The organism is Sphingomonas sp. AP28, assembly GCF_056680455.1.
Genome location: NZ_JBWXQI010000002.1, coordinates 310,046 through 335,153 on the forward strand (window position 1 = coordinate 310,046; position 25,108 = coordinate 335,153).

Sequence of the window (25,108 nt, forward strand, 5' to 3'; positions counted from 1 at the left end):
ATGATAGGGATTGAATAGCCCCTAGTTTCCTAGACGCATTGAGCCATCAAAGCCTGCTGCCGTTCGAACTCGACGGGCGACAGCATCCCGTTCCTGACGTGCTTGCGGATCGGGTTGTAGAACATCTCGATGTAATCGAACACGTCCTGCCGGGCTTCTTCGCGCGTTTTATAGGTGCGTCGCCGGATACGCTCACGCTTGAGGAGATTGAAGAAGCTCTCGGCGACGGCGTTATCGTGGCAGTTTCCCCGCCGGCTCATGGAGTGTTCCAGATTGTGAGCCCTGGTGAAGGCAGACCAGTCTATACTGGTGAACTGCGAACCCTGATCCGAATGGATCAGCACGCGGTTCTTCGGCTTGCGCCGCCAGACCGCCATATGCAGGGCCTGCAAAACCACATCGGTTGTCTGACGGCTTTGCAACGACCATCCCACTACGCGACGGGAATAGAGGTCGAGCACGACTGCCAGATAGGCGAAGCCTTCCATCGTGCGGATATACGTGATGTCCGTCACCCAGGCGCGATTAGCCTGCGGCATGTCGAACTGGCGATCCAACGTGTTGGCGGCAACGGCGGAAGCTCTTCCTCCTGAACTGCCTGGACGCCGCTTGTAGCCGATCTGCGCCTTGATTCCTGCCAGGTTGGTCAGGCGGGCAACGCGATTGGGACAACAGGTCTCGCCCTGATCGAGCAGATCGTCGTGCAACTTACGATACCCATAGACCTTGCCGCTGTCGCTCCAAGCCTGCCGGATCAATGCAATCTGCCGAGCATCTTCTTGCGCTCGCCGGCTTAGCGGCGCTTTGCGCCAGGCGTAAAAACCGCTGGGCTGGATCGCCAGGCACCGGTACATCGCGCGGACGCCAAACTGGTTCTGATGCTCGGCAACAAACGCGTATCTCACTTGGCATCCCTGGCGAAATACGCGGTGGCTTTTTTTAAGATGTCGCGCTCCTCGGTCACCCGAGCCAACTGGCGGATCTCGGCGTCCTTATTGGCATCGCCCGACGTCACCGTCGCAAACTGCTTCTTCCATGCATACAGCGAGTGTGGGCTGACGCCCAGGCGCTGCGAAACCTCCGCTACCGGGTAACCCCGCTCCGTGATCTGCACCACCGCGTCACGCTTGAACTCATCGCTGAAATTGGGCTTCCCCATCGTCACCTCCTGTCCTCAAAATTAGGATTGAAGGCGTCCAGAAATCTAGGGGCTATTCAGTCTCGACTGCCCCTTTTGTACTGATCGTATTGAGCTATGCAGAGGTTGGTTGGCCGGCTTCAGCATTGGGCGCGCCACTTTGCCGCGAGCTGTTAGTCAGGAAGCTGATGGGTCGAGTTCGGCATAGCAGGCTCCGGGTGGCAGCGGAAACGAGCTGGATGACGCCGATCGGATATGCTGCTGGGATGGCCGCCAAAGGCGGCCAAATGAATGCCGCAAACTCACCCTTAGGTTCCACGAGAAACCGCGGACCTCTCAGCTGCCGCATTGGTCAGATAACAAGCCATACAGGCAGGTTTATGAGTGCAGGCTTGGTCGCAGACCAAGTTTGCCGGAGCTTGGATTAGCGAGCCGCCCGTGAAGCTGTCGGCACCGAACCCCATGCTAGCGAACACCCGGACTATAGCCCTAATATGCCGTCGAAACTGACCACGTGATCAGCGGCACGACGGTACCGGTTTCCCCGCGCGGACCGCTCAGCGCGGCAAGGCGATCATCACGTACGACTGCCAGCGCCTCAAGGCGCGTACTCCACTGCATGGCGCCCAACAGAAATGGCTGCTCAAGGGCTGCGCCGGCGCTGAGGTAGCTACGGCTGCCACTTCCCGAACCATAGAAGCCGCCCCATCCTCGCCCGATCGCGACCGGTATGCTCAACTTCGGCCCGTCTTCGCGCTCGGAAAGGTCGAAGCCCGGCTCGATTGCCGCCAGCGTGAAGACCCCGTTGTCTCCCTTCGGTCGCATGGTGATGGCGAAGGTCGGGGACATTTTGCCAACCACGTCATCGCCGTCATAGGCAAGCGACAGACTCGCCTCGTGCGTCGTGGCCGACACGCCGTTGGGACTCGTCTTTATCGTATAGACTCCGGCGGCTCTCAGCCCCTTCACCGGCGTGAACACCAGAGCCGCGAGGTTGTTGCTCTCGTACCATATCCGCGGTGTCGACATTTCTCCCGTCGACGGCGCATGAAAACCATTGGAGGAGCGCAACACCAGCCAGCTAGTCGCCACGCCATCCGAGCCGTGCGACAGATCAATCGCGACCCCGAGTTGCGCATGGACAGGCAGCCGCTCTAGGTCCGCACGATCGTCATCGTAATTGCCTCGCGCGAAGTCGCCATTGCGGACGTCGAACACCAGTTGAGGATGAAGGTCGCCGCCCCCGGATATTTTGGCCGACCCTAACGTCGCATCCTCGGTATCGATCGTCGGCACCGACTGCGCTGACGCATCGACGGACGCCAGCACGGCAATTGCTGACCACGCAAAGCGCGCGCCACGACAACATGTCAAAAGTTTCATGTTACTTAGCCTCGTGTACCATCGTCGTTAGTATGTCCGAAGAACGGCGGTTAATTTGAGGGAAAACGTACTGATCTACATTTAAATACGATCGATACTTACCCGGATACTTTATGGCCGGGAACTGACTGCCCAGTTTAACGCTTAGTCAGTATGAGCATTCGATTTGAAGAGCATCGCACCGACGGGGAAAACCCAAGGTCCACGGCCAAGCTTTTTGGCCACCCCCTCCATCCCATGCTGGTACCGTTCCCGATCGTTTGCTTCATAGGCGCACTGCTAACCGATCTTGCTTATCTAGGGTCGGCAAACATCATGTGGAGCAATTTTTCTATCTGGCTGATCACCGCAGGGTTGGTGATGGGTGGACTAGCTGCCGTGACCGGGATGATCGACTATGCCGGTGACCGGCGAGTGCGCGCGGCGCGTCCGGCGACGCCGCATATGATCATCAACCTCGGGGTGTTCGTGATCGAGCTTTTCAACGCATTCGTTCACAGCCGCGATGGTTGGACGAGCGTGGTACCGACGGGCCTGACCTTATCGGTGATCTCGGTGGTGTTGCTCGGGGTCAGTGCGTGGCTTGGCGGGTCGCTCGTCTACAAGCATCGCGTCGGGGTGAAGTCGTGATCGCCGCAAGGGTGCGCGTCTGGAACCTTCTCGCGGGTGTCGCGGTGGCATCGGTGATCGCGCTTTCCGGCTGCAACGATGGCGGCGCAGAGTTCGATCGCAATTCGCAGATCGGGTCCAATCCCGTCTTGCCCGCACCAAAGCAATATCTGGTTCCGCCCATCCACGTCGCCGAGGTCGTGGGTTGGAGTGCCGGCCAAGCACCCACCGCTGCGGCTGGCCTTCGCGTACAGGCGCTGGCACGCGATCTGAATCATCCGCGAAACATTCTGGCATTGCCGAATGGCGACGTACTCATCGTCGAGTCCCAAGGCCCGAATCTCGATCCGATCACGCGCCCGAAGAATCCTATCGTGTCATGGGTTCAAAAGCGCGCGACCGGCCAGAACGGTGCTAAACCAAAGGGCGGGACCAATCAGATCACGTTGGTACGGGACACCAATGGTGACGGCGTACCCGAACTGCGTACGGTTCTGGTCGACCATCTCTTCTCGCCGTTCGGCGTCGTCTTCGCCGACAATTATCTGTACGTCGCAGCGACCGACGCGGTCCTGCGATATCCCTATACACTGGGTCAGACCCGGATCACGGCCGCCCCTGTGCGGTTGACCGAATTGCCCGGGGGGCCAATCGACCATCATTGGACAAAGAGCCTGACGCTCAGCCCGGACGGCAAACTGCTCTATGCGACGGTTGGATCGAACAGCAACATCACCGAGAACGGCATGGAGGCCGAGAGGAACCGTGCGGCGGTGTGGGAAATCGATCGGTCATCAGGCCGCTCCCGCGTGTTCGCCACGGGACTGCGCAATCCGAACAGTCCCAACTTTTACCCAGGGACCAACACGCTTTGGGTTGTCGCGAACGAACGCGATGAATTGGGGCCGAACCTTGTCCCGGACTATCTCACCTCGGTGCGCGATGGCGGCTTCTATGGTTGGCCCTATAGCTATTACGGCCGTCATGTGGATCCCCGCGTCATGCCACAGCGACCCGATCTGGTCGCTCGGGCGATCGTTCCGGATTACGCGCTGAGCAGCCATGTCGCTGCGCTTGGACTCACATTCTATTCCGGGTCGTCGCTTCCGCCCCGCTACCGCGGCGGTGCCCTGATCGGCGAGCACGGCAGTTGGGATCGCGATGAACTGAATGGTTACAAGGTTGCCTTCGTACCGTTCAGCAACGCGCGTCCAAGCGGCAAGGCCGAGGACTTTCTGTCCGGCTTCGTGTCGCCCGATGGCAAGGTTCGCGGTCGTCCCGTCGGCGTTACCGTCGACCGAACAGGCGCGGTCCTCGTTGCCGATGATACCGGCAACGTCGTTTGGCGGGTTTCGGCGGCGCGTTGACGCGATACACCGTGAAGGATGACATTGGCTTCAGGCGTGAGGCTTTCGCCGGTAAGGAAGAGCAGCAGGTTTAGTTACCACTGAAAGTCCGTGAACTTGATCCGGGTCCCGATCGGATTGTAGGGGTAGCCTGCCGCCCGTCGTCTATAACCATGTGGGGGCTAATGGCACACGGCCTTAAGCGTTTTGCGGTACAACATCGTAGCGCTGCAGCTTAGAGAGCCCTAACCCTAGCTGCCCTAATCACCACCGGTGTAGAAAACATCATTTCGCGGTTTCGCTTCCTACCGATGCTGCACAGCTGACAATCTCCTTGGCAAGGGCGGTGCTCTACCTTGCAAAGGCAAGGACGAACATCCTTCTACAACGCTCTTCCTTGAGCTCCTGGAAGCTCCACCTGCAGTAGTCCATGCGGCCTCGAGTCGAAAACCCGATCTCGCCCGCAGAGAAATAATCAAGACAATTACGTTAACTCATTGTTAGCGCTACTTTTATACTATTTATTATACATCTTTTATTCTGTGAAACTATTTGGTTAACGAAACGTATCTCGATTCGACCGGTCATGTGGGGACATCCACCCGGCAATAGGAGGCGATATGAAAAAGGCACTATTTGCAGCGTCTGTGAGCGTTTTTGCCCTGGCCGCTCCGCTGTCAGCTCAGACAACCCCGACCGGTTCGACAACGACTTACACCAATAGCGGTACTGCTGCGGCTGGAGATGCAGTCAACGCGTCGTACAATCCGAATAACGCGATTACAAACTCGGGCAATGAGAGCACGTCTAACACCGATAATTCCGCTCGAACGAGCATGATGACGGACAACTCGGCCCGCACGCATTTGAATAACTCTGGCAATTCGACCGACTATGCCGACAATTCGGCCCGTACGTCGACGGACAATTCCAATCGCTCAACGAACACCAGCGATAGTTCGGATCGTTCATCCGGTGCCACCGGCGCACAAGTAGCCGCAAATAACGGTGGAAATGCGCAGGACAACCGAAATATGTCGACCACGACGCATTCGACGGACAACTCCGATAGGTCGTCAACCAGCTATGCAGACAGCAGCGGTGCCTCCGGCGCGCAGGTAGCGGCGAACAACGGCGGCAATGCTTCGGATAACCGTAATATGTCGTCAACGACAACCAATAGAATGACGGATAATTCGGATCGCTCAGCCACGACGACCGATAATTCCAACCGATCGGTGGCCGATAATTCCGACCGATCAACCACCGATAATACGCGTGTTGCCACGACCACCACGAACACCGACAACTCCGATCGTTCCACGACCAGCAGTTCGGCCAGCGGCGCCCAAGTCGCTGCGAACGGAGGGTCGGCGACCGACAGTCGCAACATGTCGATGACGGACAATTCCAATCGTTCGGTTACCGACAACTCAGATCGCTCCACAACCGACAACACCCGCGTTGCCACGACGAACACGGACAACTCCGACCGTTCGACGACCAGCAGCTCGGCAAGCGGCGCTCAGGTCGCTGCGAATGGCGGCTCGGCAACCGACAGCCGGAACATGTCCACTACTTCGACCGATAACTCGAACCGGTCAATGACGGACAATTCGAACCGGTCGACGACAAACAGTGCCGCATCGGGCGCGCAAGTTGCTGCCAACAATGGTGGAACCGCGTCTGACAATCGTGACATGTCGAGCGTCTCGACAGACAACTCAGACCGTTCGTCAACCAGCAGTTCGGCAAACGGCGCTCAGGTTGCTGCAAATAACGGTAGCTCGGCATCCGACAATCGTGACATGTCAACGACTGACAATTCGAACCGTTCGACGACGAGCAGTTCCGCAAATGGTGCGCAGGTTGCGGCCAACAACGGCGGATCCGCTTCCGATAACCGTGACATGTCGACGACTGACAACTCAAACCGCTCGACGTCCAGCTCGGCATCGAACCGCGGCACGGGCTCGGTCGCAAATGGCGGCGACGCGGTTTACGCCGACACGTCGATGCATCTGGCTACTGATGCCAGTGCAGGAACAGGTGCAGCGGCGACGTCGAACGCGTTTGGCGCTAGCGCAGTCGTCTCGTCCGCGACTCTTGCCAGCTACGTTACTGGCGTTCGTGTCAACGTCACCGCGCCAGCAGGTGGTAGTGGTGCCGCGGTCAATAATAGCTTGTCGACCGGTGATGGTGCATTCCAGAATTTCGCTGGTCTGCAGTCGCTGAACATGAACACCGGCGCTGCCGCTTCGCAGAACTCTGCTGTGAACGTCAGTGTATCGGCAGGCTCGATCAACCTCGGCGGTCGATAACGTGATCGACGGGGCGGTAACATCCGCCCCGTCCGTCTTGCCGGGAGTGATATTATGAGCAAACTTATTGTCACCGCGGTGATCGTGATCACTGCGGTCATCCCACAGACAACGTGGGCGCAAACGTTGGCGCAAACGGAAGTGGCAAGTGCGCCATTCGAAGCGGCTCAGCCGATAGCAAACAGCGATTTGAACGCCATAACGGGTCAGTCCGATCTGGCGCAGGTCGTAAGGGCAGAAAATAACAGTGTTGTTAGTGGAAATACGGTCAGCGGCAATTCGCAAACCGGGGTAATTAACTTCGATGGCGGCGCATTCCAAAACCTAAACGGTTTGTCGCTGTTAAGCGCAAACACCGGCAACAATGTCTCGATTAATTCATCACTGAACGTAAACGTTGCGATCAATCGTTAATATGGCGCGCGTCGAGTTCCTACGCAGGATCCTGCCGACTTTGAGCACGCTGTCGCTCCTGACAGCGTGCTCAAGCGTACCACTGCCTGAGGGCGGCGGATCGGTGAATTATTCGCCAATGCTAAATTTCACAATGCCTGTGACCAGCATGGTTGGGCGGAAATTCGATACTGTTGTTCGTCAGGAATACGACTTTAGTTGTGGCTCGGCGGCCTTAGCGACTCTGTTACGCTATCACTACGAAGATCCGCAAAACGAACAGAGTGTTTTTCTCGGCATGTGGCGTGACGGTGATCGCGCACAGATACGCCAACTAGGCTTTTCCCTACTTGATATGAAACGCTATCTGGCGGGACGTGGCATTGCTGCGGACGGTTACAAAGTCAGTCTAGCGCAGATCGGGAAGGCGCAGATCCCAGGCATTGCGTTGATAAATTTCGACGGTTACCGGCACTTCGTCGTTGTGAAGGGGATAGACGAGAATACGCTTTTGCTGGGTGATCCATCTTTAGGTCTGCGCCGGGAAACGGTACAACGCTTCGAACGCCAATGGAATGGTGTCTTCTTCATCATTAGTGGGCGTGGCGCCGTTGGTCGAGCGCACTTTAACATGGCGGCGGATGCCGATCGTGCACCTGAGGGGCGCATTTTCCCGGGGGGTGATCGACTAGACCTCGCCACGCTGGCACTAACTAGACCACTTCCGGGAGAGTTTTGAAATGCTCATCGCATTGGCATTGCTGAATGCATCACCGGAAATTATAGTCGCGGTGCCGCTAAGAACCCACGATAGTATCCCGGTCTCCGATCCTGAGCTTGAGACAATGCGCGGTGGTGTGCAACTTCCTAATGGACTTAATGTGGCGATCGGAATCGATATCCAGACGCGGATTGATGGAGTCCTTGCGCTTCACACAATCTATTCCAGCGAAGGCCCTAACGCTGGCATCCGTGTATTTAGCGACGGAACTACAAGCCCACGTACGGCGCCGACAAATACAGCGGTAACGACGGGCGGTGATGGGGCCGGACCTGCCCTGGTCGTCGCCAGATCGCCCACCGGAACGACGATCACGCCAAACACTGGCGGACCTGCAACGACCGTTAATCTGGTGTCCGGTCCCACCTCGGGTTGGCTCGATGCCGCAGGCCAGACGCAAATTTTTGTCGATGCAAACGGCGCTTCCGTCCCGACAAGCTCAGGTACTGTATCATTTGCGCGCAATGATCGTGGGGCTGCGATTACCTTGGTGGCGCCGAATGTCGCGGTGCAGCACCTTGTTGGTCAAGCCACCGGTGCGGTAATAGCAAATACCGGTAACGACCGAGTGATAGACACTGTAAGTTCCATTAATGTGAACCTTGTCGGGCTTCCCGCGGGGCTGGTGGGTAACGTTCTGATGGTCAACCGTATGGCGGCAGAAGCCGCCGGGCGTCGCTAATCCGCCGCGAGCAACCAAACAGGAATCAATTGATGACGAAATTGCCGGGCTTGTGTGCTCTAATATTTTCCTCCGCAAGTACCGTTGCTCTGGGTACAATACCGGCGAGCGCACAGACAGTGGCTCCAGTGCGATCCGATGACGTTGGTGATCTACGCCGAGCCCTCGCCGACGAGCGTTTGGAGCTAGATCGCCAGCAACGCCTTTTGGAAGCTCAGCGTGCTCGCATCGAAGCGCTGGAAGCAAGGTTGAACTCCGGAAACGCTTCGAGCGGCCAAGCCGTCGCGACGGTCAGCCCCGGTGGGGTGCCGCTCCCAGCATCCCCGCCTCCACGCCCTCCTGCCAACGTTGCCGCCGTGCCGTCCTCTGGAGCAGGAGTCCAAACCGTCGGTGCAGCACCAGTCGACCAGCGTCAGGTACAGGTCGCTGTTTTATCCGAGCAAGGCGGGATTATCACAAAGGCTGGGCGAATGACGCTCGAGGGCGATTTGGAATATGCCCGAGCGGACCGTAATCAAGTCGTTTTTCGAGGAGTCCAGATCCCGGAAGCGGTCTTGATCGGCGTCTTTGATATCAACGAAAGCCGGCAGGATGTGTTGACGGCTGCGGTCGTTGCACGGCTTGGGCTGACCAGCAGACTGGAAATCAATGGCCGGCTGCCGTTTGTTTATCGATCAGATAAATCAGTCCTCGCCCCCGTCGCCAATCCGTCCAGCCCCAATGCCGGTCAACTCGATAGCCCAGTAACATCAGGCAACCTCGGCGATATAGACTTCGGCTTGCGATATCAGGTCACGAATGGTCGCAACGGAGCCCCGTACTTCATCGCCGGCGTTCAGGCAGTAGCCCCTACGGGCTCCAATCCATTTCGCGTGCCGCGCGACACATTGGGTAACGCGCTTAAAGCAGCGACCGGCGCGGGATTTTGGGGACTGACCCCAAATCTCACAGTCATTATGCCGTCGGATCCTGCGGTATTGTTCGCGACGCTTGGATATACTCGCAACTTCGGGCGCAATATTAACCGCGAGATCGGGTCCGCACTAATTGAACGCGTCCGCCCTGGAGACGCACCATCTGCAAGTGCAGGCATCGCTATTTCGCTTAATCCTCGAACATCATTAAGCTTCGGCTATGCACAGACCTGGGCGCTTGGAACCACCACGCGGCTTCGCATGCTGAGCACGGCGGATCAGACACCAGGGGATGCCATCGAAACCAAAAGCCGAGACCTGCAACTTGGCCGGTTCCTATTTGGCGTGAGCTACCGAACTAGTCCTAAAACGACAATTAGCTGGAATGTTGAGCTTGGTGCGACCGACGATGCATCCGATGTCCGTACGTCGTTGCGAGTGCCCTTTACTTTCGACGCGTTCTAATTTAAAGCTCAGATAAGTCAGTCTATTAATCTAGGCGGAAATCCCTGACTTGTATGGCGTGATGGTGGCGATAGACAGTATTGTCTGATTGTCGGTCGAGGCATGGGGACGATCGGGCCCCGATCGCCAAAGAACTAGCCTAGTCGGCAGATCATTTCTCAAGCTCGGGGCGATCATGGCCTATGGTGGTCTCAGAGGACAATCTTTTTAGTCTGCGATCAGTAGGTTGTCGGGAACGCATCCGTACTGAAAATGGTTACTTTTCTGATTGTTTGCGACTGTGGTAGGCGTGCACACGCGTCGCCTTCCTCTCGCATTGAGATCTGGGAGGCATAGCTTGGCATATCTGCGGTATAGCGACGACATCGAGACGATCCAGCCGGACGAGCAGGAGTCAATCGACGGCATCATCAAGGGCATGACCCAGCAGACCGAGACGGTCGAGAAGCGCGAACACCATGCCGTTCGCGCGAGCCACGCGAAAAGCTCTGCATGCGTTACCGGCGAACTGACGATCGCGAACGACCTGCCCCCCGAACTTGCGCAAGGCCTGTTCGCCAAACCCGGCACGCATCCGGTCGCTATTCGGTTCGCGCAGGGCCCCGGCGAGACGCTGGGCGACCGCGTGTCCACCCACCGCGGGATGGCGATCAAGGTGTTCGGTGTGGATGGTAAGAAGCTGCCTGGCCACGACGCCGATACGCAGGACTTTGTGTTTGCGACCGGACCAACCTTCCCATCGGGTACCGCTCAAGGCTTCCTGCGCGACGCAAAGCAGATCGGTGCCGCGACGCCGCTGCCGGAAGGGTTCAAGAGTGCGGTCTCCAGCCTCGCGCGCAACATGAACAAGGTGCTGACCAAGGTGGCGACGCCAAGCCCCAAGGCGGACTTCTTCGGGCATCCTTACAGTCACCCGCTGTTCGACAGCTATTTCAGCCAGGCGCCTGTCCGCTACGGTGATTTCGTGGCCAAGCTCGCGGCGTTCCCGGCGTCGGTCTATCAGGATCAATTGAAGGACTGGCTGCTGGATCCGCACGAGGACGAGGATGGCTTTCGCCATGCCACCGTCCGGTATTTCAGCGAGCACGACGCGGTATTCGAGGTCCGCGTACAGCTCTGGGCAAACGCGGAAAGCCAGCCGATCGAAGATACGTCGGTCGAATGGCCGGCAAACGACAGCCAGTATCGCACCGTCGCGACGATCCGTATTCCGCGCCAGGAAGCATACAGCGCCGAGCGCGTCCGTTATTTCGACGAGGTGATGACCTTTCGCCCGGCGCATAGCCTGGCGGCGCACCGCCCGCTGGGCTCGGTGATGCGAGCGCGGCTGCAGGTCTACAATGCCCTGTCCGACTTCCGTCACCGCGAGAACGGCGTCGCTGCACAGAACACTGCCGATATCAGCCAAATTCCAGCCTGAGGATCCGTCATGGCCACCATTGCTCCCCCACGCCCGTCTCATCAGGATGCCGCCAAACCTATAGGCACCCTCCCGATCACGCTTACAATCAACGGCGAAGAGCGTGCTCTGCAGGTCGAACCCTGGACAACTTTGCTCGACCTGCTTCGCGACAAGCTTGATCTGACCGGTACGAAGAAAGGCTGCGATCACGGCCAGTGCGGCGCCTGCACCGTCCTTATCGACGGCAAGCGGATCAACTCGTGCCTGACGCTCGCGGTAGTGCGCGACGGTGCCGAGATCACCACGATCGAGGGGATGGCAACAGGCGGCGAACTCCACCCGCTGCAAGCCGCATTCGTGGAGCGTGACGCATTCCAATGCGGCTATTGCACGCCCGGGCAGATCTGCTCCGCCCAAGGCCTCATCAACGAAGGCCGCGCCAAATCGCGCGAGGATGTTCGCGAACTTATGAGCGGCAATCTATGCCGCTGCGGTGCGTACACGAACATCACCGACGCAGTAATGGACGTGCTCGAAACGGAGGCAGCGCGATGAACCGCTTCGATTATGCCCGCGCCGGGGACGTTGCCGAGGCAGTTCGTGAAGGATCGGGGGATCATGTCCGTTACCTGGCTGGTGGCACTAACCTGATCGATCTGATGAAGGAGAATGTCGAACGCCCTGCCCGCATCGTCGACATCAACCGGCTTGATCTTCGAAGGATTACCGAGCGTGACGATGGCGGACTGCGGCTCGGCGCGCTCGCGACCAATGCAGATACCGCGTACGACGCGCGGGTCGAGCAGCGCTATCCACTGCTTGCATCCGCGATCCTCGCAGGGGCAAGCCCGCAGCTCCGCAATGCCGCGACCAATGGTGGCAACCTTAATCAGCGCACCCGCTGCTACTATTTCTACGACACTGCAGCACCGTGCAACAAGCGCGAGCCGGGATCAGGCTGCGGTGCGATCGGAGGCGTGAACCGTATCCACGCAATCCTCGGCGCAAGCTCGTCCTGCATCGCTACGCACCCGTCTGACATGTGCGTCGCCCTCGCAGCGCTACAGGCGCAGGTGCAGGTCACGGGGCCCGAAGGTGACCGGACGATCGCATTCGAGGACTACCATCGCCTCCCGGGCGACGAGCCTTGGCGCGACAACACCTTGAAACCCGGTGAGCTTGTCACCGCGATCGACCTACCGTCCGAGGACTTCAGCACCAACTACACCTATCTGAAACTTCGTGACCGGCTGTCCTATGCCTTCGCACTCGTCTCGGTCGCGGTAGCGATGAAACTGGAGAACGGCCGCATCGCCGACGTCCGCATCGCGGTTGGCGGCGTGGCGCACAAACCGTGGCGCCGCAGCCAAGCCGAAGAGGCGATCAAGAACGAAGCCCCCACGGTCCAGGCGTTCGAGACGGCAGCAAGCGCTCTGCTTGCAGGTGCCGTCGGCCAGGGTGATAACGACTTCAAGGTCGCGCTTGCCCGCAAGGCGATCGTCCGTGCGCTCGAACAGGCCGCTGCAGGCACCCCGCAATCCCAGATCGACAAGCGCGTCGCGTAAGGAACCCGACATGGCAACTCAAATGAAAGTCGGTATCGGCACCCCGCTTAGCCGCGTCGACGGCCGTGATAAAGTCACCGGCGCCGCCAAATATGCCGCTGAATATGCCGTCCCGAACATGCTCTACGGCGTGATCGTCTCTAGCGCGATCGCGAAGGGCAAGATCACCGGCTTTCATGACGCTGCAGCGCGCAGTGTGCCCGGCGTCGTCGAGATCCTGTCGCATGAGAACCGTCCTAAGGAGGCATGGTTCGACCATAGCTACAAGGACGAACTCAATATCCCAGGTGAGCCGTTCAAGGCGCTGCATGACGAGACGATCATGTTCAGCGGCCAACCTGTCGCTCTGGTTCTCGCCGAGACGTTCGAGGCTGCGCGCTATGCGGCCAGCCTGCTCGGTGTGCAGTACGAGAACGAGGCGCACAATATCGACTTCGAGGCATCGCTCGAAGAGAAGTTTCTGCCCAAGAAGAAGCGCAACACCTACCATCCGCCAAAAACCCGGGGCGAGCCCGATACGGCCTTCAAAGCCTCGGCCCTGCAGCTGAGCGAGACTTATCATTTAGCGCCCGAGCATCACAATCCGATGGAGATGCATGCGTCCACCGTCGAATGGCACGGCGATGGCAAGATTACCGTCTATGACAAGACGCAGGGGTCGCAGGGCGTCCAGGCCTATATCGCCAGCGCGTTCGGCTTTTCGAAGAAGGACGTTCGCGTCGTCAACGCCTATGTGGGTGGCGGTTTTGGCTCGGGGCTGCGGCCGCAATATCAGGTGCAGCTCGCGGTACTCGCCGCCAAGAAGCTCGAGCGCTCGGTGCGGGTCGTAATGACCCGCCAGCAGATGTTTACGCACGCTCACAGGCCGGAATGTACCTACGGTATCAAGCTTGGCGCCGAGACGACCGGCATGTTCACCTCGATCTACGGCGACGCAACAACGTCGACGTCACGGTTCGAGAACAACATGGAGGACATCGTTACCTGGGGCATCATGAACTATGCCAGCCCCAATGCAGGCGGCGAATACACGATCGCGCCGCGCGATACCTACACGTCGGCGGATATGCGCGCTCCGGGTGCGGCGACCGGCATGGCCCTGTTCGAAATCGCGGTCGACGAGATGGCGTATAAGGCGAAGGTCGATCCGCTTGAGTTCCGGATGATCAACTATTCGGAAATCGACGCAATGAACGAGTTGCCCTTCACGTCAAAGGCGCTGCGCGAGGCGTACCGAGAAGGTGCGGACAAGTTCGGCTGGTCGAAGCGCACCCCCGAACCGCGATCAATGACCGAGGGCAAGGAACTGATCGGCTGGGGCGTCGCCACCGGCATGTGGGACGCACAATTCAGCAAAACTACCGCCAGCGCGAAGCTGACTGCAAACGGCCATCTTGAGGTGGCGACGGCAGCATCTGACATCGGCACGGGCACGTACACCGTGCTGACGCAGGTAGCTGCTGACACGCTCGGCCTGCCGGTGGATCAGATCACGGCAAAGCTCGGCGACAGCGACCTGCCAACTTCTCCGGTCGAGGGCGGGTCGTGGGGCGCGGCGTCGGGCGGCGCGGCGGTCCAGCTCGCCTGCCAGGTGGTTGCCAAGAAGCTGCTGAAAGCGGCTGACAAGGTCGAGAACCGGCCATTGTGGGGCGCTAAGTCGATCGAGGACATCGAGTTTGCCGACGGTCATATGTCGCTCAAGTCCGACGTCACCAAGCGCGTGTCGATCACCGACGTGATGCGTGCTGCGGATCTTACCGTAATTGAAGAGGAGGAGACCGCTTCTCCTGGAATCTTCGGCATGATCAGCATGATGCAGAAGGCGCGCAACACGCACAGCGCCGTCTTTGTCGAAGTGAAGGTCGACGAAGAGCTGGACGTCGTCCGTGTGACCCGGGTGGTCAACGCGGTTGCAGCCGGCCGGATCATCAACCCCAAGACCGCCCGGAGTCAGATCCTAGGCGGCGTCGTCATGGGGATTGGCATGGCACTGCACGAGGAGACGTTTGCCGACGTGAAGTTGGGCCGGTGGATCAATCACAATTATGCCGAATATCACGTGCCTGCGAACGCCGACATTCAAGACATCGAGGTCATCTTCGTCGACGAACCGGATCCCGAAGTCACCCCGCTTGGCGTAAAAGGACTAGGCGAGATCGGCATCGTCGGCACGGCTGCAGCGGTCGCCAACGCAATCTATCACGCGACCGGCAAGCGTGTTCGCAGCCTACCCATTACAATCGACAAGCTTCTCGAAACGGAGGTCTTGGCATGACCGTGTCGCTAAAACTCCTCGCGGACCAGATCGTCGTGATCACCGGTGCCAGTTCGGGCATTGGGTTGGTCACGGCAAAGCTGGCAGCCGGTCGGGGTGCCAAGGTCGTACTCGTTGCGCGCAACGAAGCAGCACTTGAGAAAGCCGTCGAGGACATTCGGGCGGAGGGTGGTGACGCGATCTTCGCGGTCGCGGACGTGGGTGTTATTGAGGAGGTCCAAGCGGCCGCAAAGGTCGCCATCGCTCGCTATGGCCGCATCGATACTTGGGTAAACAACGCAGGTACCGCGATCTACGCCAAGCTCATCGACACGCCGCTCGACGAACATCGCCGACTGTTTCAGACCAATTACTTCGGTGCCGTCCACGGCAGTCTGACGGCGATCGAGCATCTGCGTATTAAGGGCGGCGCGATCATCACGATCGGGTCGATCGCATCGGACCTCCCTTCTCCAGTCCTCAGCGCCTATTCGGCCTCGAAGCACGCGGTGAAGGGCTTCGTCGACGCGCTAAGGATGGAGATCACCGCCGACAAACTGCCGATAGCGATCACGCTTATCAAGCCAGCGGGCATTGACACACCCATCGCCCAGCACGCTGCGAACCATGTCGACGGTGAAGCGCTGATCCCACCGCCCGTCTACGATCCAACGTTGGTGGCGGAAGCAATCCTGGACGCCGCGCAGCACGTTCGCCGTGACATCACGGTAGGCGGTATGGGACGACTCCAAGTCCTGCTTGGCACGCACTTTCCAGCGATCCTCGACAAACTCTCCGGTATAATCGCACCTGCCATGTCGGATCCTACAGCCAAGAAAACGACGGAGACGTCGATCTTCGAGCCGAACCAGCTCGGCCAGGAACGGTCCGGAGTCCAGCCTGGACGACGTACGAGCCTCTATACTGCGGCGGAGCGCCATCCGGTTGCGATAGGTGCCATTGCCCTGTTTGGTCTGGGTGCCATCCTCGTCTCGTTAGGCTCGAAGCGCGAATGATCACCTTAGCAAGATCGTGATTTGTCCTGTGCCGCCATGAGCTGAGACTTGGGCGGCATACAGATTTATCCCCTGCGGCAGATCATGACAGTTTGTCGAGTATCCCAGATGACCGGAAAGTCTTCACGATCTCGGTCGGATCATCGAATTCCTTCTCGTAGCTGTGCGGTACGTCGAGCTTTGCCCAAGGCATCGAACTTCGGACGAAGATCTGAGCGACGGGTTTGACCCACTCTGCGTCGTCAAGGGTCGAGGGACGCACCACGACCGTGTCCGGAGTTCCGTCCGTTGTCGTGTGCGTCCACACTGCGCACGTGGGGCACCGATATGCGCGGCTCTCGTTTCCGCTTTCGGCGGTCTTGGTGATGACGACTGGTTCACCCGTGTGGGAAAAGCCGTCCTTGTCTACAGGCATGCCCAGCGAGAAGGCACTCGACGTCTGCTCCTGGCAGTCCGTGCAGTGGCAAGCCATAACGAATAGCGGCGCCTTAGTGATGCGGTATCGGATGCCCCCGCAGCGGCAACCGCCCGTGATTGCGTAAGTCCCGTCAGCGTCGCGCATTGATAGATCTCCTTGACCTTCCAACCGCTTGAGAAGCCAAATCGTTCACCGAAGTATGAGCAGAAGGACCGTCACTCCAGCTTGCCAGTTGCTGAGCCAGACGCCTATGGAATCGAAGGCTCTTCTCTCCTGATGCCATTGGCTTGCCCGCGATATTCTCGCGCTGCAGCGTAGGTAGGTTTCCGAGCACGCATGATTGATCCCAGCGGCCGATGCGCGGCCAAACCGATCCAGGGGTTGAACGCTAATCCGCTTTCGACCTCGGCCTACAGTTCTTCTGACCATGACTGCTGCGGGATGGCAGTAACGCGGGCTACCGCGACGTAAGGACTTTCGTCCTCGGGCCACTTGGTAGCGGAGTCTTCGACAGGCATCCCATCGATGTCCGACTCTTCGTGAGCTGCCCCTTTTAGCTGGCACGCGTCGGTAACAGCAACGGCTGCGCCGTCGGAAAGGGTTGTGTATAACTTTACTGAGGCAGGGGTGACGTCTTCTAGGTAAGGATCCGCGGTTTTGTCGCAGCAAGTTGTGACCCGGTGCCGGCTTTTGAGCTTACTGAAGGAGCGCTCGATCAGGCTGCGCGTTTGTTACTTTTGCGATCGGGGTACGGCATGCTCCAAATTTATGAGTCCCGCCAACTGCCTGTTTAATCTGGATTAAGTCGAATGATCGTGACGGTTCACGTGTGGAACGATCGGAAGGCGCCACAGTTTAAGGCCGGGCAGAAACAGGGTATAGATATCATGACGATGAAGCTTCTTTTTGCGGCCGCGCTGATCGGAACCTCCGCTACGGCGATCGCGCAGTCCACCAATTCGACTAACGCGCCACCGCCACCGGTGTCGAAGCCGTCGGCGACGCAGCCACCGGCCGCCGCAGCCGACATGCAAGTGGTTCTTGACCAGCTGCCCCGCCTCGGCGCGAAGCCGATCGAGACGCTGACGCCGGTCAAGGCACGGATCCAGCCCAGTGCGGCCGATGCCGCGCACGCAGCGATGCGTCTGAAGGGCCTGTCGACCGCGCCCGATCCCGCCGTGACGACGCAGGACCTGCCCTATGGCAGCGATCCGATGCAGTTCGCGCGGATCTACAAGCCTGCCGGCGCGACCGGCGCGCCGATGCCGGTGATCGTGTATTATCACGGCGGTGGCTGGGTCATCGCCGACGTCAACACCTATGACGCGGCGCCGCGGCTTCTGTCGAAGCAGTTGAACGCCATCGTCGTGTCGGTCGAATATCGCCATGCGCCCGAGTTCAAGTTCCCGGCACAGCATGACGATGCGTTCGCGGCCTATCGCTGGGTCCTGCAGAACGCGGCAAGCTGGGGCGGCGACACCGCCAAGCTGGCGCTTGCGGGCGAGAGCGCAGGCGGCAATCTCGCGGTCGCGACGGCGATCTATGCGCGCGACAACAACCTGGCCAAGCCGCTGCATATCCTGTCGGTGTATCCGATCGCGAACAGCAGCATGGACCTGCCGTCGCGCAAGGATTCGGCAAATGCGAAGCCGCTCAATACGGCGATGCTGAAGTGGTTCGGCCATTACTACACCACGTCGATGGCGGACATGCAGGACCCGCGCCTGAACCTGGTAGGCGCGAACCTGCGCGGCCTGCCGCCGACGACAATCGTAAACGCGCAGATCGATCCGTTGCGCTCGGACGGCGAGACTCTGGCCGCCGCGATGAAGTCCGCGGGTGACAAGGTCGAGCAGCGTACGTTCCCGGGCGTCACGCACGAGATGTTCGGCATGGGGGCGGTCGTCCGCGGTGCGTACGACGCGAACATGTATGCGATCGGCCGGCTCAAGGTCGCATTCGGCATCCGAAATTAATCTCAGATCAAGGATCATTCCGATGAAGATAGTGATGATGTCGGCCGCATTCGGTGCGGTCCTGCTCGTAGCGCCAGCCTCGGCACAGGTCATGGCGCCGACCGAGTATGTGACGACTGCCGGCGCAAGTGATCTGTACGAGATTACGTCGAGCCAGGTCGTTATCGAGACGACGCAGAACCCGCAGCTGCGCGACTTCGCCCAGATGATGATCACGCAGCACACCCAGAGCACGGCGGACGTCAAGGCAGCGGCAATGCGATCGCGCGTTCGTGTCGCACCGCCGAAGCTGATGCCGTTGCAGCAGGAACTGATCACGGAACTGCGTGCCGAGACCGGTCCGGCACGTGACGCGGCGTATGTCGCGCAGCAGAAGGCGTCGCACGGCCAGGCTCTCGCCGTGCAGAAGGCCTATGCGATGGAAGGCACCGCGCCTGCGCTCAAGACGACTGCAGCGGCGATCGTCCCCGTCGTCGAGCATCACATCATGATCCTGAAGGCCATGTAATCTGCTGGGGTATCCGGTCGGTGCAGGACGCGCCGACCGAGCGAAAAGGCTGGCAAGGCCGCCTCGAAGGTCCTGAAGGACGGACGAACCGGGAAGGAATCAAAAACAGCTGCTGGATCTGCTTTATCTCAGCACCCCGACAAGAAGAAGTGACTGGCGGGGCCGGTCGGTACCGGCCCCACTCATCACCACGTCGACCCACAAGTGGACGTTCAGGCCGCTCTGCTGGCTTACCAGCTTCGGTAATTCATTCATGTGGATTGATCCATCGCCGCGAGTGACCTGTCGAGGACGTGGAACGGTGAAAAGTAGGACGAAGCCGTCATTCCTACCCGGATCTCTAATCGTCAGCTCTTGATAGAAGCTCACGTTCAGCGCTGGCCCGAGCGACGTGGCGTTACGACAGAACCTAGGCCGGTTGCCGACGGGCCACTTTAAAGAAGCTGGCAGAAAAAGGTCTCTCGATTGCTGCGACCAGCGTCTCGACTCCTCACGCCGCCTCCGATTTCTCGCTCCACAGCTGGTCGGCGACGGCCACGAAGTGCGGGATCGAACAGAATTCGCAGTCGACGATGCGGGGGCGACAGCTGCGGAGCTTCCCGATGGGTGCCCCCCATGGATCGACCTGCCAGTAGTTGGTGTCTGCCAGACCGGTCTGAACGCGCAGCATCTCGACCACCAGCAGATTGCCGGCGAGAGCACTGACGAACGCGAAGGGGGCGAGAACCTGCTTGCCCTCAGCGGATTTCAACGCCTGCTCAGCGCACAGCTGCTTGAACAGGCTGTCGTACGCCATGCCCTCCATTGCCGCCGGCTGGATCCCCGCGTTGGCGCCAGCGATTCGCGCCGCCGCATCGGCAGAGATGAGACTTTCCCTGACCATGTCTAGGCTGATCCCGAGCCCATCGGCAATGGCCCTTTCCCGCGCATGCTCGTCGGGAACGTGGCGGTAGATGCAAGACAGACATGCATTGGCGGTCGGCTGGCGATGCCAATGCACGACCACCGCCCGGATGTCGGTAGTCGACGCGTCGAAGACGCGTCCGGGGACTTCGGCCTGAATAGCGCGACGGACGCGACGACTGTCGACGGTGACGATCGCAGTGCGCTGAGGTCCATTCTTCGCCACGTAATCGTGATAATCGCCATTGAAGGGGATCAGCGCGACATTTGGGAAATCGGGGCTGGCGTTCCGCGCCAAAGTCTCAGCTTTGGGGTGCTCGACGTCGGTCTCGGTGAAATAGAGGCATCGGTTCGGATTGCCGCCGCCGACTGCCTTGGGATCGACGATCGGCAGCGTACCCCGCGCGTCGACATGGCGCAGCGCCCGCAGGAAGGCGTTGCCGACGGCGCCCGCGCCGATGAGCGCGGCGCCGTCTAGGTCGATCGACGCATCAAGAGCCTCGCGCGATATGCCGAGTTGATCGAACGGCACCGTGATTGGAAGGCTGACCTTCGGGAGTTCCTTGGCGTCAATCGCCAGAGACAGCGTTGCCGCCGCTGTCGAACATGCTGCGATCGCCGCGAAGAGGGGATGCGGCTCCGTAGACGCCACCTTTGGCGGTTCAAGGCCGATTACCGCCTTGGACGCATCGATCCTCGCGTACAACCGCTTGGCGTCCGATCGCGGCACGACATCGCCGACGACGAGTTCGACCTTCACGTCATCTGCCGGATCCCGCGTCACCGACATCGTGCGATCGAGAAGATCGCAGATCTCCTTGGCCCAGTCGGCGCAAGAAGCGCGCTCGCCCACCGTAACCAGGATCCGTCCTTCGAGACGGGCCGATGCGGCGTCCTCTTCGACGCCGAGCGCCGATGCGAGCATCCGAGCATTCTCTTGCCTAGCGTTGATCATTCCACGTCTCCAATGCACCCGTCCGGCCCGCCCGTCGGGACGCGAACCCATTCGTTTTCGCCGGAAAGGCGATAGCTGGCGGCCTGCTCCGCGAAGTTCGCCGGCGTGGTGTTGCGGGCGAATTCCGGCAGCACGAGCGACAGGGCGCCGATATGGCGGACGATCGCCCATTCGTCGTCGGCCTCCGAGTGGAAGGCCCTGCCGGGGTGGCTATGGACCTGCGCTAGTATCTTCAGGCGCGCGCCGCGCAGATGGGTCATCAGGGCGCGCAGGCTCGCCGCCGGCAGCTTGAAATAATCGATGTCGGTGATCTGATAGGGCTCGTAGACCTCCGTCACCGGCATCGGTTCTCGGATACCGGAGGCGGGCCCCAGCCAGAGGACGACGCGTTCCTCGGAACGTGCGCCGCCCGCACGCAGAATGTCGATCGTTCGTGCGAGCGTGTCGGTGGTGCAGCTGAGCGCGGTCATCCTACTGCCTTCTTCCATGAGCGGTAGATCTGGGTGACGATGCCGATGAGGTCGTTGCCTGACGTGCCGCGATAGTTCGACCATGCCTCGGTGAGGTGGCTTTCATGGGTATGGTATTCCCGGACCCCGCGCATGCACACGAACAGACGCCCCGTCACCGGATGGGGGCACGGATGGAAGATGTTGCCCGTGGAAGGCGGCGCCGCATCCACCGGCGTGCCGTCGCCACGCAGGAGCTGGATGCTGGGGGGCAGCTCGTTCCACTGCTCGCATTCCAGCCGCAGTCGCAGCGCCGCCGCGGTCGGGTGGTGGAAGATGACGTCGAAGACGGGGTATTCCGCCGACACGATCTCCCAACCCCAGTGGCTCACGGCGGCGACGTCGAGGCGGCTTACGTCCGCCTCGAACGCCGCCCGCGAGATCAGCTCAAGCATTGCCGCCGCCACCTTCGCGCGGCATCCAGTCGAGTTCGACGGTACCGGTCAGGCCCGCCTGCCCGAAGGTCAACGAGGCGTTGATGTCGTTGCCTGCCAGGCTGACGACCCAGCCCGACGTGTCGGCGAGATCGAGCTTCCGCGCCGCCTTCTCCAGCACGGACGAGATCGTCTCATCGCTCTTGACGCGCAGCCCGCCTTCGGCCGGGAACACGCCGCTGAGCGTCATGACTGTCACCAGCAGCTTGTCGGCACCGTGATGCTTGCGCGAGACGATGTGCTCGACGCCCTTCGGGCCGAACGCGATGGTGTTGCCGGGCCGGAGAACCACGTCGGGTTCGTCCTTCCGCTCCAGAACCCAGTCCTGCCCCTCCGGGGCCGGCCAGATCTGGTTGAACTCGTCCGTCTCGATCTGATCCGTGGGCCAGATCTGCCCGATCTCGTTCACGGTGAAGGCGGATGCCTCGTCGGACAGGACGGCGCGCAGCTGACTATCAGGATGATCGGCGAGGACGATCCTAGCGTCCGTGGTCATATGAGTGGTGCGTCCGTTCTCGATCATGACGGCCTGGTGCTCGCTGGCCGGGGTCAGCCCGGCGGCATTGAGCGCCTCGCGCACCTGATGATTGCGTCGTCGAACTTGATGAGCTCGCCGTTCACGGGGAACTCGTTGGCGGCGCGATCGCGCCCGGGGTCGAAGATGGTCATTGTGTCTTTTGCTCCAGTACGATGCCCGCCACGTCGCCGGGACACTTGACGATCGAGCCGTCTGGACTAAAGTGTCGAAACAGTCTCGATACGGACGATGTATGCATCGGGACTAATTAGCGCGTCAAGTCCGAATATGGACAAGGAGTACTTTATGATGGCGATAAGCGCCCCCGACGCCCATGCGGTCGTCGGGCGATCGGGGATTCCAGCCGAGTTGGAGGCCTTCTTCGCAATGGCCGAGCGGTGGGGCCTGTCCACTGACGAGCAGATCCTCCTGCTAGGATCCCCCGGTCGTTCGACATTTTTCAAGTGGAAGAAAGAGGGCGGCAACCTGCCAGCCGACACGCAGGAGCGGCTCTCCTATATCTTCGGCATCTGGAAATCGCTGCGGATCCTCTTCACCGTCGACGAGCGCGGCGAGGAGTGGGTGCGTAAGAAGAACACGTATTTCGACGGTGCCAGTGCGCTCGACGTGATGCTCGAGGGCAAGGTCACCAGCCTATACAAGGTGAAGCGCTTCCTAGATGCCCAGCGTGGCGGTTGAGATCGGACCCGTCGTGCCATGGAAGGGCGAGACCTTCCGGCTCATTCCGTCCCGTTTCCCTCCGGTCTCGGTTTACGAGGGCATGGTCGCCAACGACCGCATGGACGCCCTGGTCGATATCGAGAACCTAACCAACCCTCGCCTCCAGTCGCAGGCTCGCATCGCCAGAATGGAGAACAAGGACCCGAAGACGTCGGCGCGCCTCCAGAACTGGAACCTTGCCCCCTTTGCCTACGGCCATCCAGACGGCAGCACCTTCTTCGACGCCGACCGTCCGTGCCTTGAGGTCGCTGCCGACCGGCAGACCGCGCTGGCGATCTCCGTGGCGAAGCGTCAGCGCTTTCTCGCCTGCACTTCGGAGGGCCCGATCGGCCTGGACATGCGAATGTTCAAGACGCCGCTATCGGGCCGGTTCGTCGATCTGCGCCACCTTGGCGCGGAGGAGGTGCGGGACCGCGGGCGTGACCTGGGCAAGTCCATCGTGGACGATGTGGACGGGGTGCTATTCCATCCGATCGAACGCCCCAGCGCGACGGCGATCTCCGTCCTGAACGGGTCGGTTCTCGAGCAGACCCTCCAGGCGGTCCACTATCGCTACCAGTGGAACGGTGAGCGTATATCGCTTCTCTACGCGTTCGACGACAAAGGTACCCGGATCGAGCCTGACCTTCTGCACAGCGAAGCGGAGTGCCTCGCCGCCTAGATCTTGGCGGAAATCCTGCCTGCCCGCCAGCCTTCGAGGCGGACGATCTCGTGGAAGTCGCAGCCCGGAGTCCTGCAGACGATGCTGGGAACGACCCGACCGTCGGCCTCGATCGTGTGGTCGCGAAGCGCGATGCCGTGGCCGTAGGAGCAGGTCACCTCCGCCTTGAAGCGACGTATCGTGGAGGGATGGCTCGCCTTCCAGTGAAGTCTTTCCGGTCGACCTTCTCCGGCATGCTCCTTGAGGCCGATAAGCGGATAAGATCGCTGGCGCGAAGCAGCGCCTGTCGGCCGGGACGTTCTGGAAGCTGGCCGCTGGGCGTTCGGCTCGCCGACGAAGAAGCGCAGTATCGCCTTAAACCACTTTGGCATCGATTTCTCCACGCATGCGCGGCCACAAATTTCCATATGCAGCGCTCTGACTATAGCAGATCGTTGGCGTCTTCGCTGCTACGGATCGGTTTAAAGGCTCCATGTCCGGAACCTAGTGTGTCGCTGAACCCTATTGGGATTTCCATAGAAACTGAGAAAACGGCGACTTTCAGGACCGAAAGTTGGACTGGAGAATGGCTGAAAATTGGGCGCGTTCCTTACGCGGCGAGGCGCTGTGCGATGCAGACCGTGAAACACGACAAGATCTGTCGTTCGACGAAGCCATCTTCAATCTTGGCGGCGGCACCGAGTCGCAGCGAAATTGGAGAACGACATGAGCAAAAGCATAGGCAGAGGCAGCTTCCGCAGCGCGGTAAGCGGGCGATACGTCACGGCGACGCACGGCAACGCCAGCCCGCGTTCCACCGTGCGCGAGAGCGCCGGATCGAGCGGCAGCTCGGGCAGCCACTACCGGAGCGCCATCTCGGTTCGATATGTGACGACCGCCCACGGGAAGGCGAGCCCCGACACCACCGTCAAGGAATCCTGAGCATGGCGAAGCGATACGTCCGGGCAACTGGCAAGAACACGCAGGGTGACATCACGAAGCTGTGCAATTCCGGCGACTATTGGTCCCCTCGCAGCAAGGCGGACGCGATCAGCGACATCGAAAGTGGCACCCAAGAATACTGGGTGAACTGGGCCAACGCGCCGGAGACGAAGATCCGGGTCGTGCAGGGCCCAACCGGCAAGTACCTCCGCACCGATCGCGATACTACGTCGCGCAACAACCTCGACGACCTGCCCGACTGCTGACCGGGCCACTCGGGCCGGGGCATCGCCCCG

Annotated in this window: 27 protein-coding genes; 19 read left to right on the forward strand and 8 right to left on the reverse strand. The window is 60.1% G+C overall.

Annotation, left to right across the window (positions count from 1 at the left end):
* Nucleotides 1–29: 29 nt before the first annotated feature.
* Together AC1MH0_RS20830 and AC1MH0_RS20835 are read right to left on the reverse strand one after the other, a co-directional pair.
* Nucleotides 30–1,159, reverse strand: a protein-coding gene (locus tag AC1MH0_RS20830) for an IS3 family transposase (RefSeq protein WP_480966075.1) whose coding sequence is annotated in 2 segments (ribosomal slippage) — nucleotides 30–934 and nucleotides 934–1,159 — 1,131 coding nt in all. Because the reading frame shifts where the segments join, the coding sequence is not laid out codon by codon here.
* Nucleotides 1,160–1,627: 468 nt separating this feature from the next.
* Complete coding sequence (locus AC1MH0_RS20835) at nucleotides 1,628–2,434, reverse strand: hypothetical protein (protein WP_480966076.1); 807 nt, start codon at nucleotides 2,432–2,434, stop codon at nucleotides 1,628–1,630.
* A 240-nt stretch (nucleotides 2,435–2,674) separates the two neighbouring features.
* Between AC1MH0_RS20835 and AC1MH0_RS20840 the strand changes: the two genes are divergently transcribed.
* The 12 genes from AC1MH0_RS20840 (at nucleotide 2,675) to AC1MH0_RS20895 (ending at nucleotide 16,269) form a co-directional block, all read left to right on the forward strand.
* The gene (locus AC1MH0_RS20840; protein WP_480966077.1) at nucleotides 2,675–3,151 is read left to right on the forward strand and encodes a DUF2231 domain-containing protein; all 477 of its coding nucleotides are present in this window, start codon (nucleotides 2,675–2,677) and stop codon (nucleotides 3,149–3,151) included.
* Nucleotides 3,151–4,497 (forward strand): PQQ-dependent sugar dehydrogenase, encoded by a 1,347-nt coding sequence (locus AC1MH0_RS20845; protein ID WP_480966128.1) that lies wholly within the window; start codon nucleotides 3,151–3,153, stop codon nucleotides 4,495–4,497. The genes AC1MH0_RS20840 and AC1MH0_RS20845 overlap by 1 nt, the downstream gene beginning before the upstream one ends.
* A gap of 599 nt (nucleotides 4,498–5,096) precedes the next feature.
* Nucleotides 5,097–6,797 (forward strand): beta strand repeat-containing protein, encoded by a 1,701-nt coding sequence (locus AC1MH0_RS20850; RefSeq protein ID WP_480966078.1) that lies wholly within the window; start codon nucleotides 5,097–5,099, stop codon nucleotides 6,795–6,797.
* Nucleotides 6,798–6,851: 54 nt separating this feature from the next.
* Nucleotides 6,852–7,211, forward strand: coding sequence for a hypothetical protein (locus AC1MH0_RS20855; RefSeq protein ID WP_480966079.1), 360 nt, complete (start codon nucleotides 6,852–6,854; stop codon nucleotides 7,209–7,211).
* Between the two features lie 40 nt (nucleotides 7,212–7,251).
* Complete coding sequence (locus tag AC1MH0_RS20860; protein ID WP_480966080.1) at nucleotides 7,252–7,929, forward strand: C39 family peptidase; 678 nt, start codon at nucleotides 7,252–7,254, stop codon at nucleotides 7,927–7,929.
* Between the two features lies 1 nt (nucleotide 7,930).
* Nucleotides 7,931–8,653: a hypothetical protein gene (locus AC1MH0_RS20865; RefSeq protein WP_480966081.1), complete on the forward strand. Its 723-nt coding sequence runs from the start codon at nucleotides 7,931–7,933 to the stop codon at nucleotides 8,651–8,653.
* Between the two features lie 470 nt (nucleotides 8,654–9,123).
* Nucleotides 9,124–10,032, forward strand: coding sequence for a transporter (locus AC1MH0_RS20870; RefSeq protein ID WP_480966082.1), 909 nt, complete (start codon nucleotides 9,124–9,126; stop codon nucleotides 10,030–10,032).
* 337 nt (nucleotides 10,033–10,369) lie between these two features.
* Nucleotides 10,370–11,452 (forward strand): catalase family protein, encoded by a 1,083-nt coding sequence (locus tag AC1MH0_RS20875; protein ID WP_480966083.1) that lies wholly within the window; start codon nucleotides 10,370–10,372, stop codon nucleotides 11,450–11,452.
* Between the two features lie 9 nt (nucleotides 11,453–11,461).
* Nucleotides 11,462–11,989 carry a (2Fe-2S)-binding protein gene (locus AC1MH0_RS20880; RefSeq protein ID WP_277983593.1) on the forward strand — a complete coding sequence of 176 codons (528 nt, stop codon included), beginning with the start codon at nucleotides 11,462–11,464 and terminating at the stop codon, nucleotides 11,987–11,989.
* Nucleotides 11,986–12,999, forward strand: coding sequence for an FAD binding domain-containing protein (locus AC1MH0_RS20885; RefSeq protein ID WP_480966084.1), 1,014 nt, complete (start codon nucleotides 11,986–11,988; stop codon nucleotides 12,997–12,999). The genes AC1MH0_RS20880 and AC1MH0_RS20885 overlap by 4 nt, the downstream gene beginning before the upstream one ends.
* Before the next feature lie 10 nt (nucleotides 13,000–13,009).
* Complete coding sequence (locus tag AC1MH0_RS20890) at nucleotides 13,010–15,274, forward strand: xanthine dehydrogenase family protein molybdopterin-binding subunit (RefSeq protein ID WP_480966085.1); 2,265 nt, start codon at nucleotides 13,010–13,012, stop codon at nucleotides 15,272–15,274.
* Nucleotides 15,271–16,269: an SDR family oxidoreductase gene (locus tag AC1MH0_RS20895; RefSeq protein ID WP_480966086.1), complete on the forward strand. Its 999-nt coding sequence runs from the start codon at nucleotides 15,271–15,273 to the stop codon at nucleotides 16,267–16,269. Before AC1MH0_RS20890 ends, AC1MH0_RS20895 begins: the two co-directional genes overlap by 4 nt.
* An 82-nt stretch (nucleotides 16,270–16,351) precedes the next feature.
* Here the strand turns inward: AC1MH0_RS20895 and AC1MH0_RS20900 are convergent, their stop codons facing one another.
* Nucleotides 16,352–16,831 (reverse strand): GFA family protein, encoded by a 480-nt coding sequence (locus AC1MH0_RS20900; RefSeq protein WP_480966087.1) that lies wholly within the window; start codon nucleotides 16,829–16,831, stop codon nucleotides 16,352–16,354.
* Nucleotides 16,832–17,580: 749 nt separating this feature from the next.
* Here AC1MH0_RS20900 and AC1MH0_RS20905 point away from each other — a divergent pair.
* Both AC1MH0_RS20905 and AC1MH0_RS20910 read left to right on the forward strand, forming a co-directional pair.
* Nucleotides 17,581–18,663, forward strand: coding sequence for an alpha/beta hydrolase (locus tag AC1MH0_RS20905; protein WP_480966088.1), 1,083 nt, complete (start codon nucleotides 17,581–17,583; stop codon nucleotides 18,661–18,663).
* Nucleotides 18,664–18,685: 22 nt separating this feature from the next.
* Complete coding sequence (locus AC1MH0_RS20910; RefSeq protein ID WP_480966089.1) at nucleotides 18,686–19,171, forward strand: DUF4142 domain-containing protein; 486 nt, start codon at nucleotides 18,686–18,688, stop codon at nucleotides 19,169–19,171.
* A 490-nt stretch (nucleotides 19,172–19,661) separates the two neighbouring features.
* Here AC1MH0_RS20910 and AC1MH0_RS20915 read toward each other — a convergent pair whose 3' ends face one another.
* Genes AC1MH0_RS20915 through AC1MH0_RS20930 form a run of 4 tightly spaced genes read right to left on the reverse strand, consistent with a single transcriptional unit; the run spans nucleotide 19,662 to nucleotide 22,552 of the window.
* On the reverse strand, nucleotides 19,662–21,029 hold the full coding sequence (locus tag AC1MH0_RS20915) for a ThiF family adenylyltransferase (RefSeq protein WP_480966090.1): 1,368 nt from the start codon (nucleotides 21,027–21,029) through the stop codon (nucleotides 19,662–19,664).
* A complete protein-coding gene (locus AC1MH0_RS20920) occupies nucleotides 21,026–21,499 on the reverse strand; it encodes a hypothetical protein (RefSeq protein WP_480966091.1) in 474 nt (157 codons plus the stop codon). The genes AC1MH0_RS20915 and AC1MH0_RS20920 overlap by 4 nt, the downstream gene beginning before the upstream one ends.
* Nucleotides 21,496–21,933, reverse strand: a complete 438-nt coding sequence (locus tag AC1MH0_RS20925; protein ID WP_480966092.1) for a putative metal-binding protein — start codon at nucleotides 21,931–21,933, stop codon at nucleotides 21,496–21,498. Before AC1MH0_RS20925 ends, AC1MH0_RS20920 begins: the two co-directional genes overlap by 4 nt.
* Nucleotides 21,926–22,552, reverse strand: coding sequence for a hypothetical protein (locus AC1MH0_RS20930; protein ID WP_480966093.1), 627 nt, complete (start codon nucleotides 22,550–22,552; stop codon nucleotides 21,926–21,928). The genes AC1MH0_RS20925 and AC1MH0_RS20930 overlap by 8 nt, the downstream gene beginning before the upstream one ends.
* 246 nt (nucleotides 22,553–22,798) lie before the next feature.
* Here AC1MH0_RS20930 and AC1MH0_RS20935 point away from each other — a divergent pair, with 246 nt between their 5' ends.
* Entirely contained in the window at nucleotides 22,799–23,188 is a 390-nt protein-coding gene (locus AC1MH0_RS20935) for an MbcA/ParS/Xre antitoxin family protein (protein ID WP_063141731.1), read from the forward strand.
* The gene (locus tag AC1MH0_RS20940; protein WP_480966094.1) at nucleotides 23,169–23,891 is read left to right on the forward strand and encodes an RES family NAD+ phosphorylase; all 723 of its coding nucleotides are present in this window, start codon (nucleotides 23,169–23,171) and stop codon (nucleotides 23,889–23,891) included. The genes AC1MH0_RS20935 and AC1MH0_RS20940 overlap by 20 nt, the downstream gene beginning before the upstream one ends.
* Here the strand turns inward: AC1MH0_RS20940 and AC1MH0_RS20945 are convergent.
* Complete coding sequence (locus AC1MH0_RS20945) at nucleotides 23,888–24,262, reverse strand: hypothetical protein (RefSeq protein WP_480966095.1); 375 nt, start codon at nucleotides 24,260–24,262, stop codon at nucleotides 23,888–23,890. The two genes, AC1MH0_RS20940 and AC1MH0_RS20945, sit on opposite strands and share 4 nt — an antisense overlap.
* Before the next feature lie 194 nt (nucleotides 24,263–24,456).
* Between AC1MH0_RS20945 and AC1MH0_RS20950 the strand changes: the two genes are divergently transcribed.
* Genes AC1MH0_RS20950 through AC1MH0_RS20960 form a run of 3 tightly spaced genes read left to right on the forward strand, consistent with a single transcriptional unit; the run spans nucleotide 24,457 to nucleotide 25,078 of the window.
* On the forward strand, nucleotides 24,457–24,600 hold the full coding sequence (locus AC1MH0_RS20950) for a hypothetical protein (RefSeq protein ID WP_480966096.1): 144 nt from the start codon (nucleotides 24,457–24,459) through the stop codon (nucleotides 24,598–24,600).
* Nucleotides 24,597–24,812 carry a hypothetical protein gene (locus AC1MH0_RS20955; RefSeq protein WP_480966097.1) on the forward strand — a complete coding sequence of 72 codons (216 nt, stop codon included), beginning with the start codon at nucleotides 24,597–24,599 and terminating at the stop codon, nucleotides 24,810–24,812. The genes AC1MH0_RS20950 and AC1MH0_RS20955 overlap by 4 nt, the downstream gene beginning before the upstream one ends.
* A gap of 2 nt (nucleotides 24,813–24,814) precedes the next feature.
* A complete protein-coding gene (locus AC1MH0_RS20960; RefSeq protein WP_480966098.1) occupies nucleotides 24,815–25,078 on the forward strand; it encodes a DUF3892 domain-containing protein in 264 nt (87 codons plus the stop codon).
* The last annotated feature ends 30 nt before the right edge of the window (nucleotides 25,079–25,108 follow it).

Bases quoted from the DNA above. Each gene is read 5' to 3' on its own strand.
- AC1MH0_RS20840 (WP_480966077.1), top strand. From the start codon at position 2,675: ATGAGCATTCGATTTGAAGAGCATCGCACCGACGGGGAAAACCCAAGG.
- AC1MH0_RS20850 (WP_480966078.1), top strand. From the start codon at position 5,097: ATGAAAAAGGCACTATTTGCAGCGTCTGTGAGCGTTTTTGCCCTGGCC.
- AC1MH0_RS20855 (WP_480966079.1), top strand. From the start codon at position 6,852: ATGAGCAAACTTATTGTCACCGCGGTGATCGTGATCACTGCGGTCATC.
- AC1MH0_RS20865 (WP_480966081.1), top strand. From the start codon at position 7,931: ATGCTCATCGCATTGGCATTGCTGAATGCATCACCGGAAATTATAGTC.
- AC1MH0_RS20870 (WP_480966082.1), top strand. From the start codon at position 9,124: ATGACGCTCGAGGGCGATTTGGAATATGCCCGAGCGGACCGTAATCAA.
- AC1MH0_RS20880 (WP_277983593.1), top strand. From the start codon at position 11,462: ATGGCCACCATTGCTCCCCCACGCCCGTCTCATCAGGATGCCGCCAAA.
- AC1MH0_RS20885 (WP_480966084.1), top strand. From the start codon at position 11,986: ATGAACCGCTTCGATTATGCCCGCGCCGGGGACGTTGCCGAGGCAGTT.
- AC1MH0_RS20890 (WP_480966085.1), top strand. From the start codon at position 13,010: ATGGCAACTCAAATGAAAGTCGGTATCGGCACCCCGCTTAGCCGCGTC.
- AC1MH0_RS20895 (WP_480966086.1), top strand. From the start codon at position 15,271: ATGACCGTGTCGCTAAAACTCCTCGCGGACCAGATCGTCGTGATCACC.
- AC1MH0_RS20900 (WP_480966087.1), bottom strand. From the start codon at position 16,831: ATGCGCGACGCTGACGGGACTTACGCAATCACGGGCGGTTGCCGCTGC.
- AC1MH0_RS20905 (WP_480966088.1), top strand. From the start codon at position 17,581: ATGAAGCTTCTTTTTGCGGCCGCGCTGATCGGAACCTCCGCTACGGCG.
- AC1MH0_RS20910 (WP_480966089.1), top strand. From the start codon at position 18,686: ATGAAGATAGTGATGATGTCGGCCGCATTCGGTGCGGTCCTGCTCGTA.
- AC1MH0_RS20915 (WP_480966090.1), bottom strand. From the start codon at position 21,029: ATGATCAACGCTAGGCAAGAGAATGCTCGGATGCTCGCATCGGCGCTC.
- AC1MH0_RS20920 (WP_480966091.1), bottom strand. From the start codon at position 21,499: ATGACCGCGCTCAGCTGCACCACCGACACGCTCGCACGAACGATCGAC.
- AC1MH0_RS20925 (WP_480966092.1), bottom strand. From the start codon at position 21,933: ATGCTTGAGCTGATCTCGCGGGCGGCGTTCGAGGCGGACGTAAGCCGC.
- AC1MH0_RS20935 (WP_063141731.1), top strand. From the start codon at position 22,799: ATGGCGATAAGCGCCCCCGACGCCCATGCGGTCGTCGGGCGATCGGGG.
- AC1MH0_RS20940 (WP_480966094.1), top strand. From the start codon at position 23,169: ATGCCCAGCGTGGCGGTTGAGATCGGACCCGTCGTGCCATGGAAGGGC.
- AC1MH0_RS20945 (WP_480966095.1), bottom strand. From the start codon at position 24,262: ATGCCAAAGTGGTTTAAGGCGATACTGCGCTTCTTCGTCGGCGAGCCG.
- AC1MH0_RS20950 (WP_480966096.1), top strand. From the start codon at position 24,457: ATGGCTGAAAATTGGGCGCGTTCCTTACGCGGCGAGGCGCTGTGCGAT.
- AC1MH0_RS20955 (WP_480966097.1), top strand. From the start codon at position 24,597: ATGAGCAAAAGCATAGGCAGAGGCAGCTTCCGCAGCGCGGTAAGCGGG.
- AC1MH0_RS20960 (WP_480966098.1), top strand. From the start codon at position 24,815: ATGGCGAAGCGATACGTCCGGGCAACTGGCAAGAACACGCAGGGTGAC.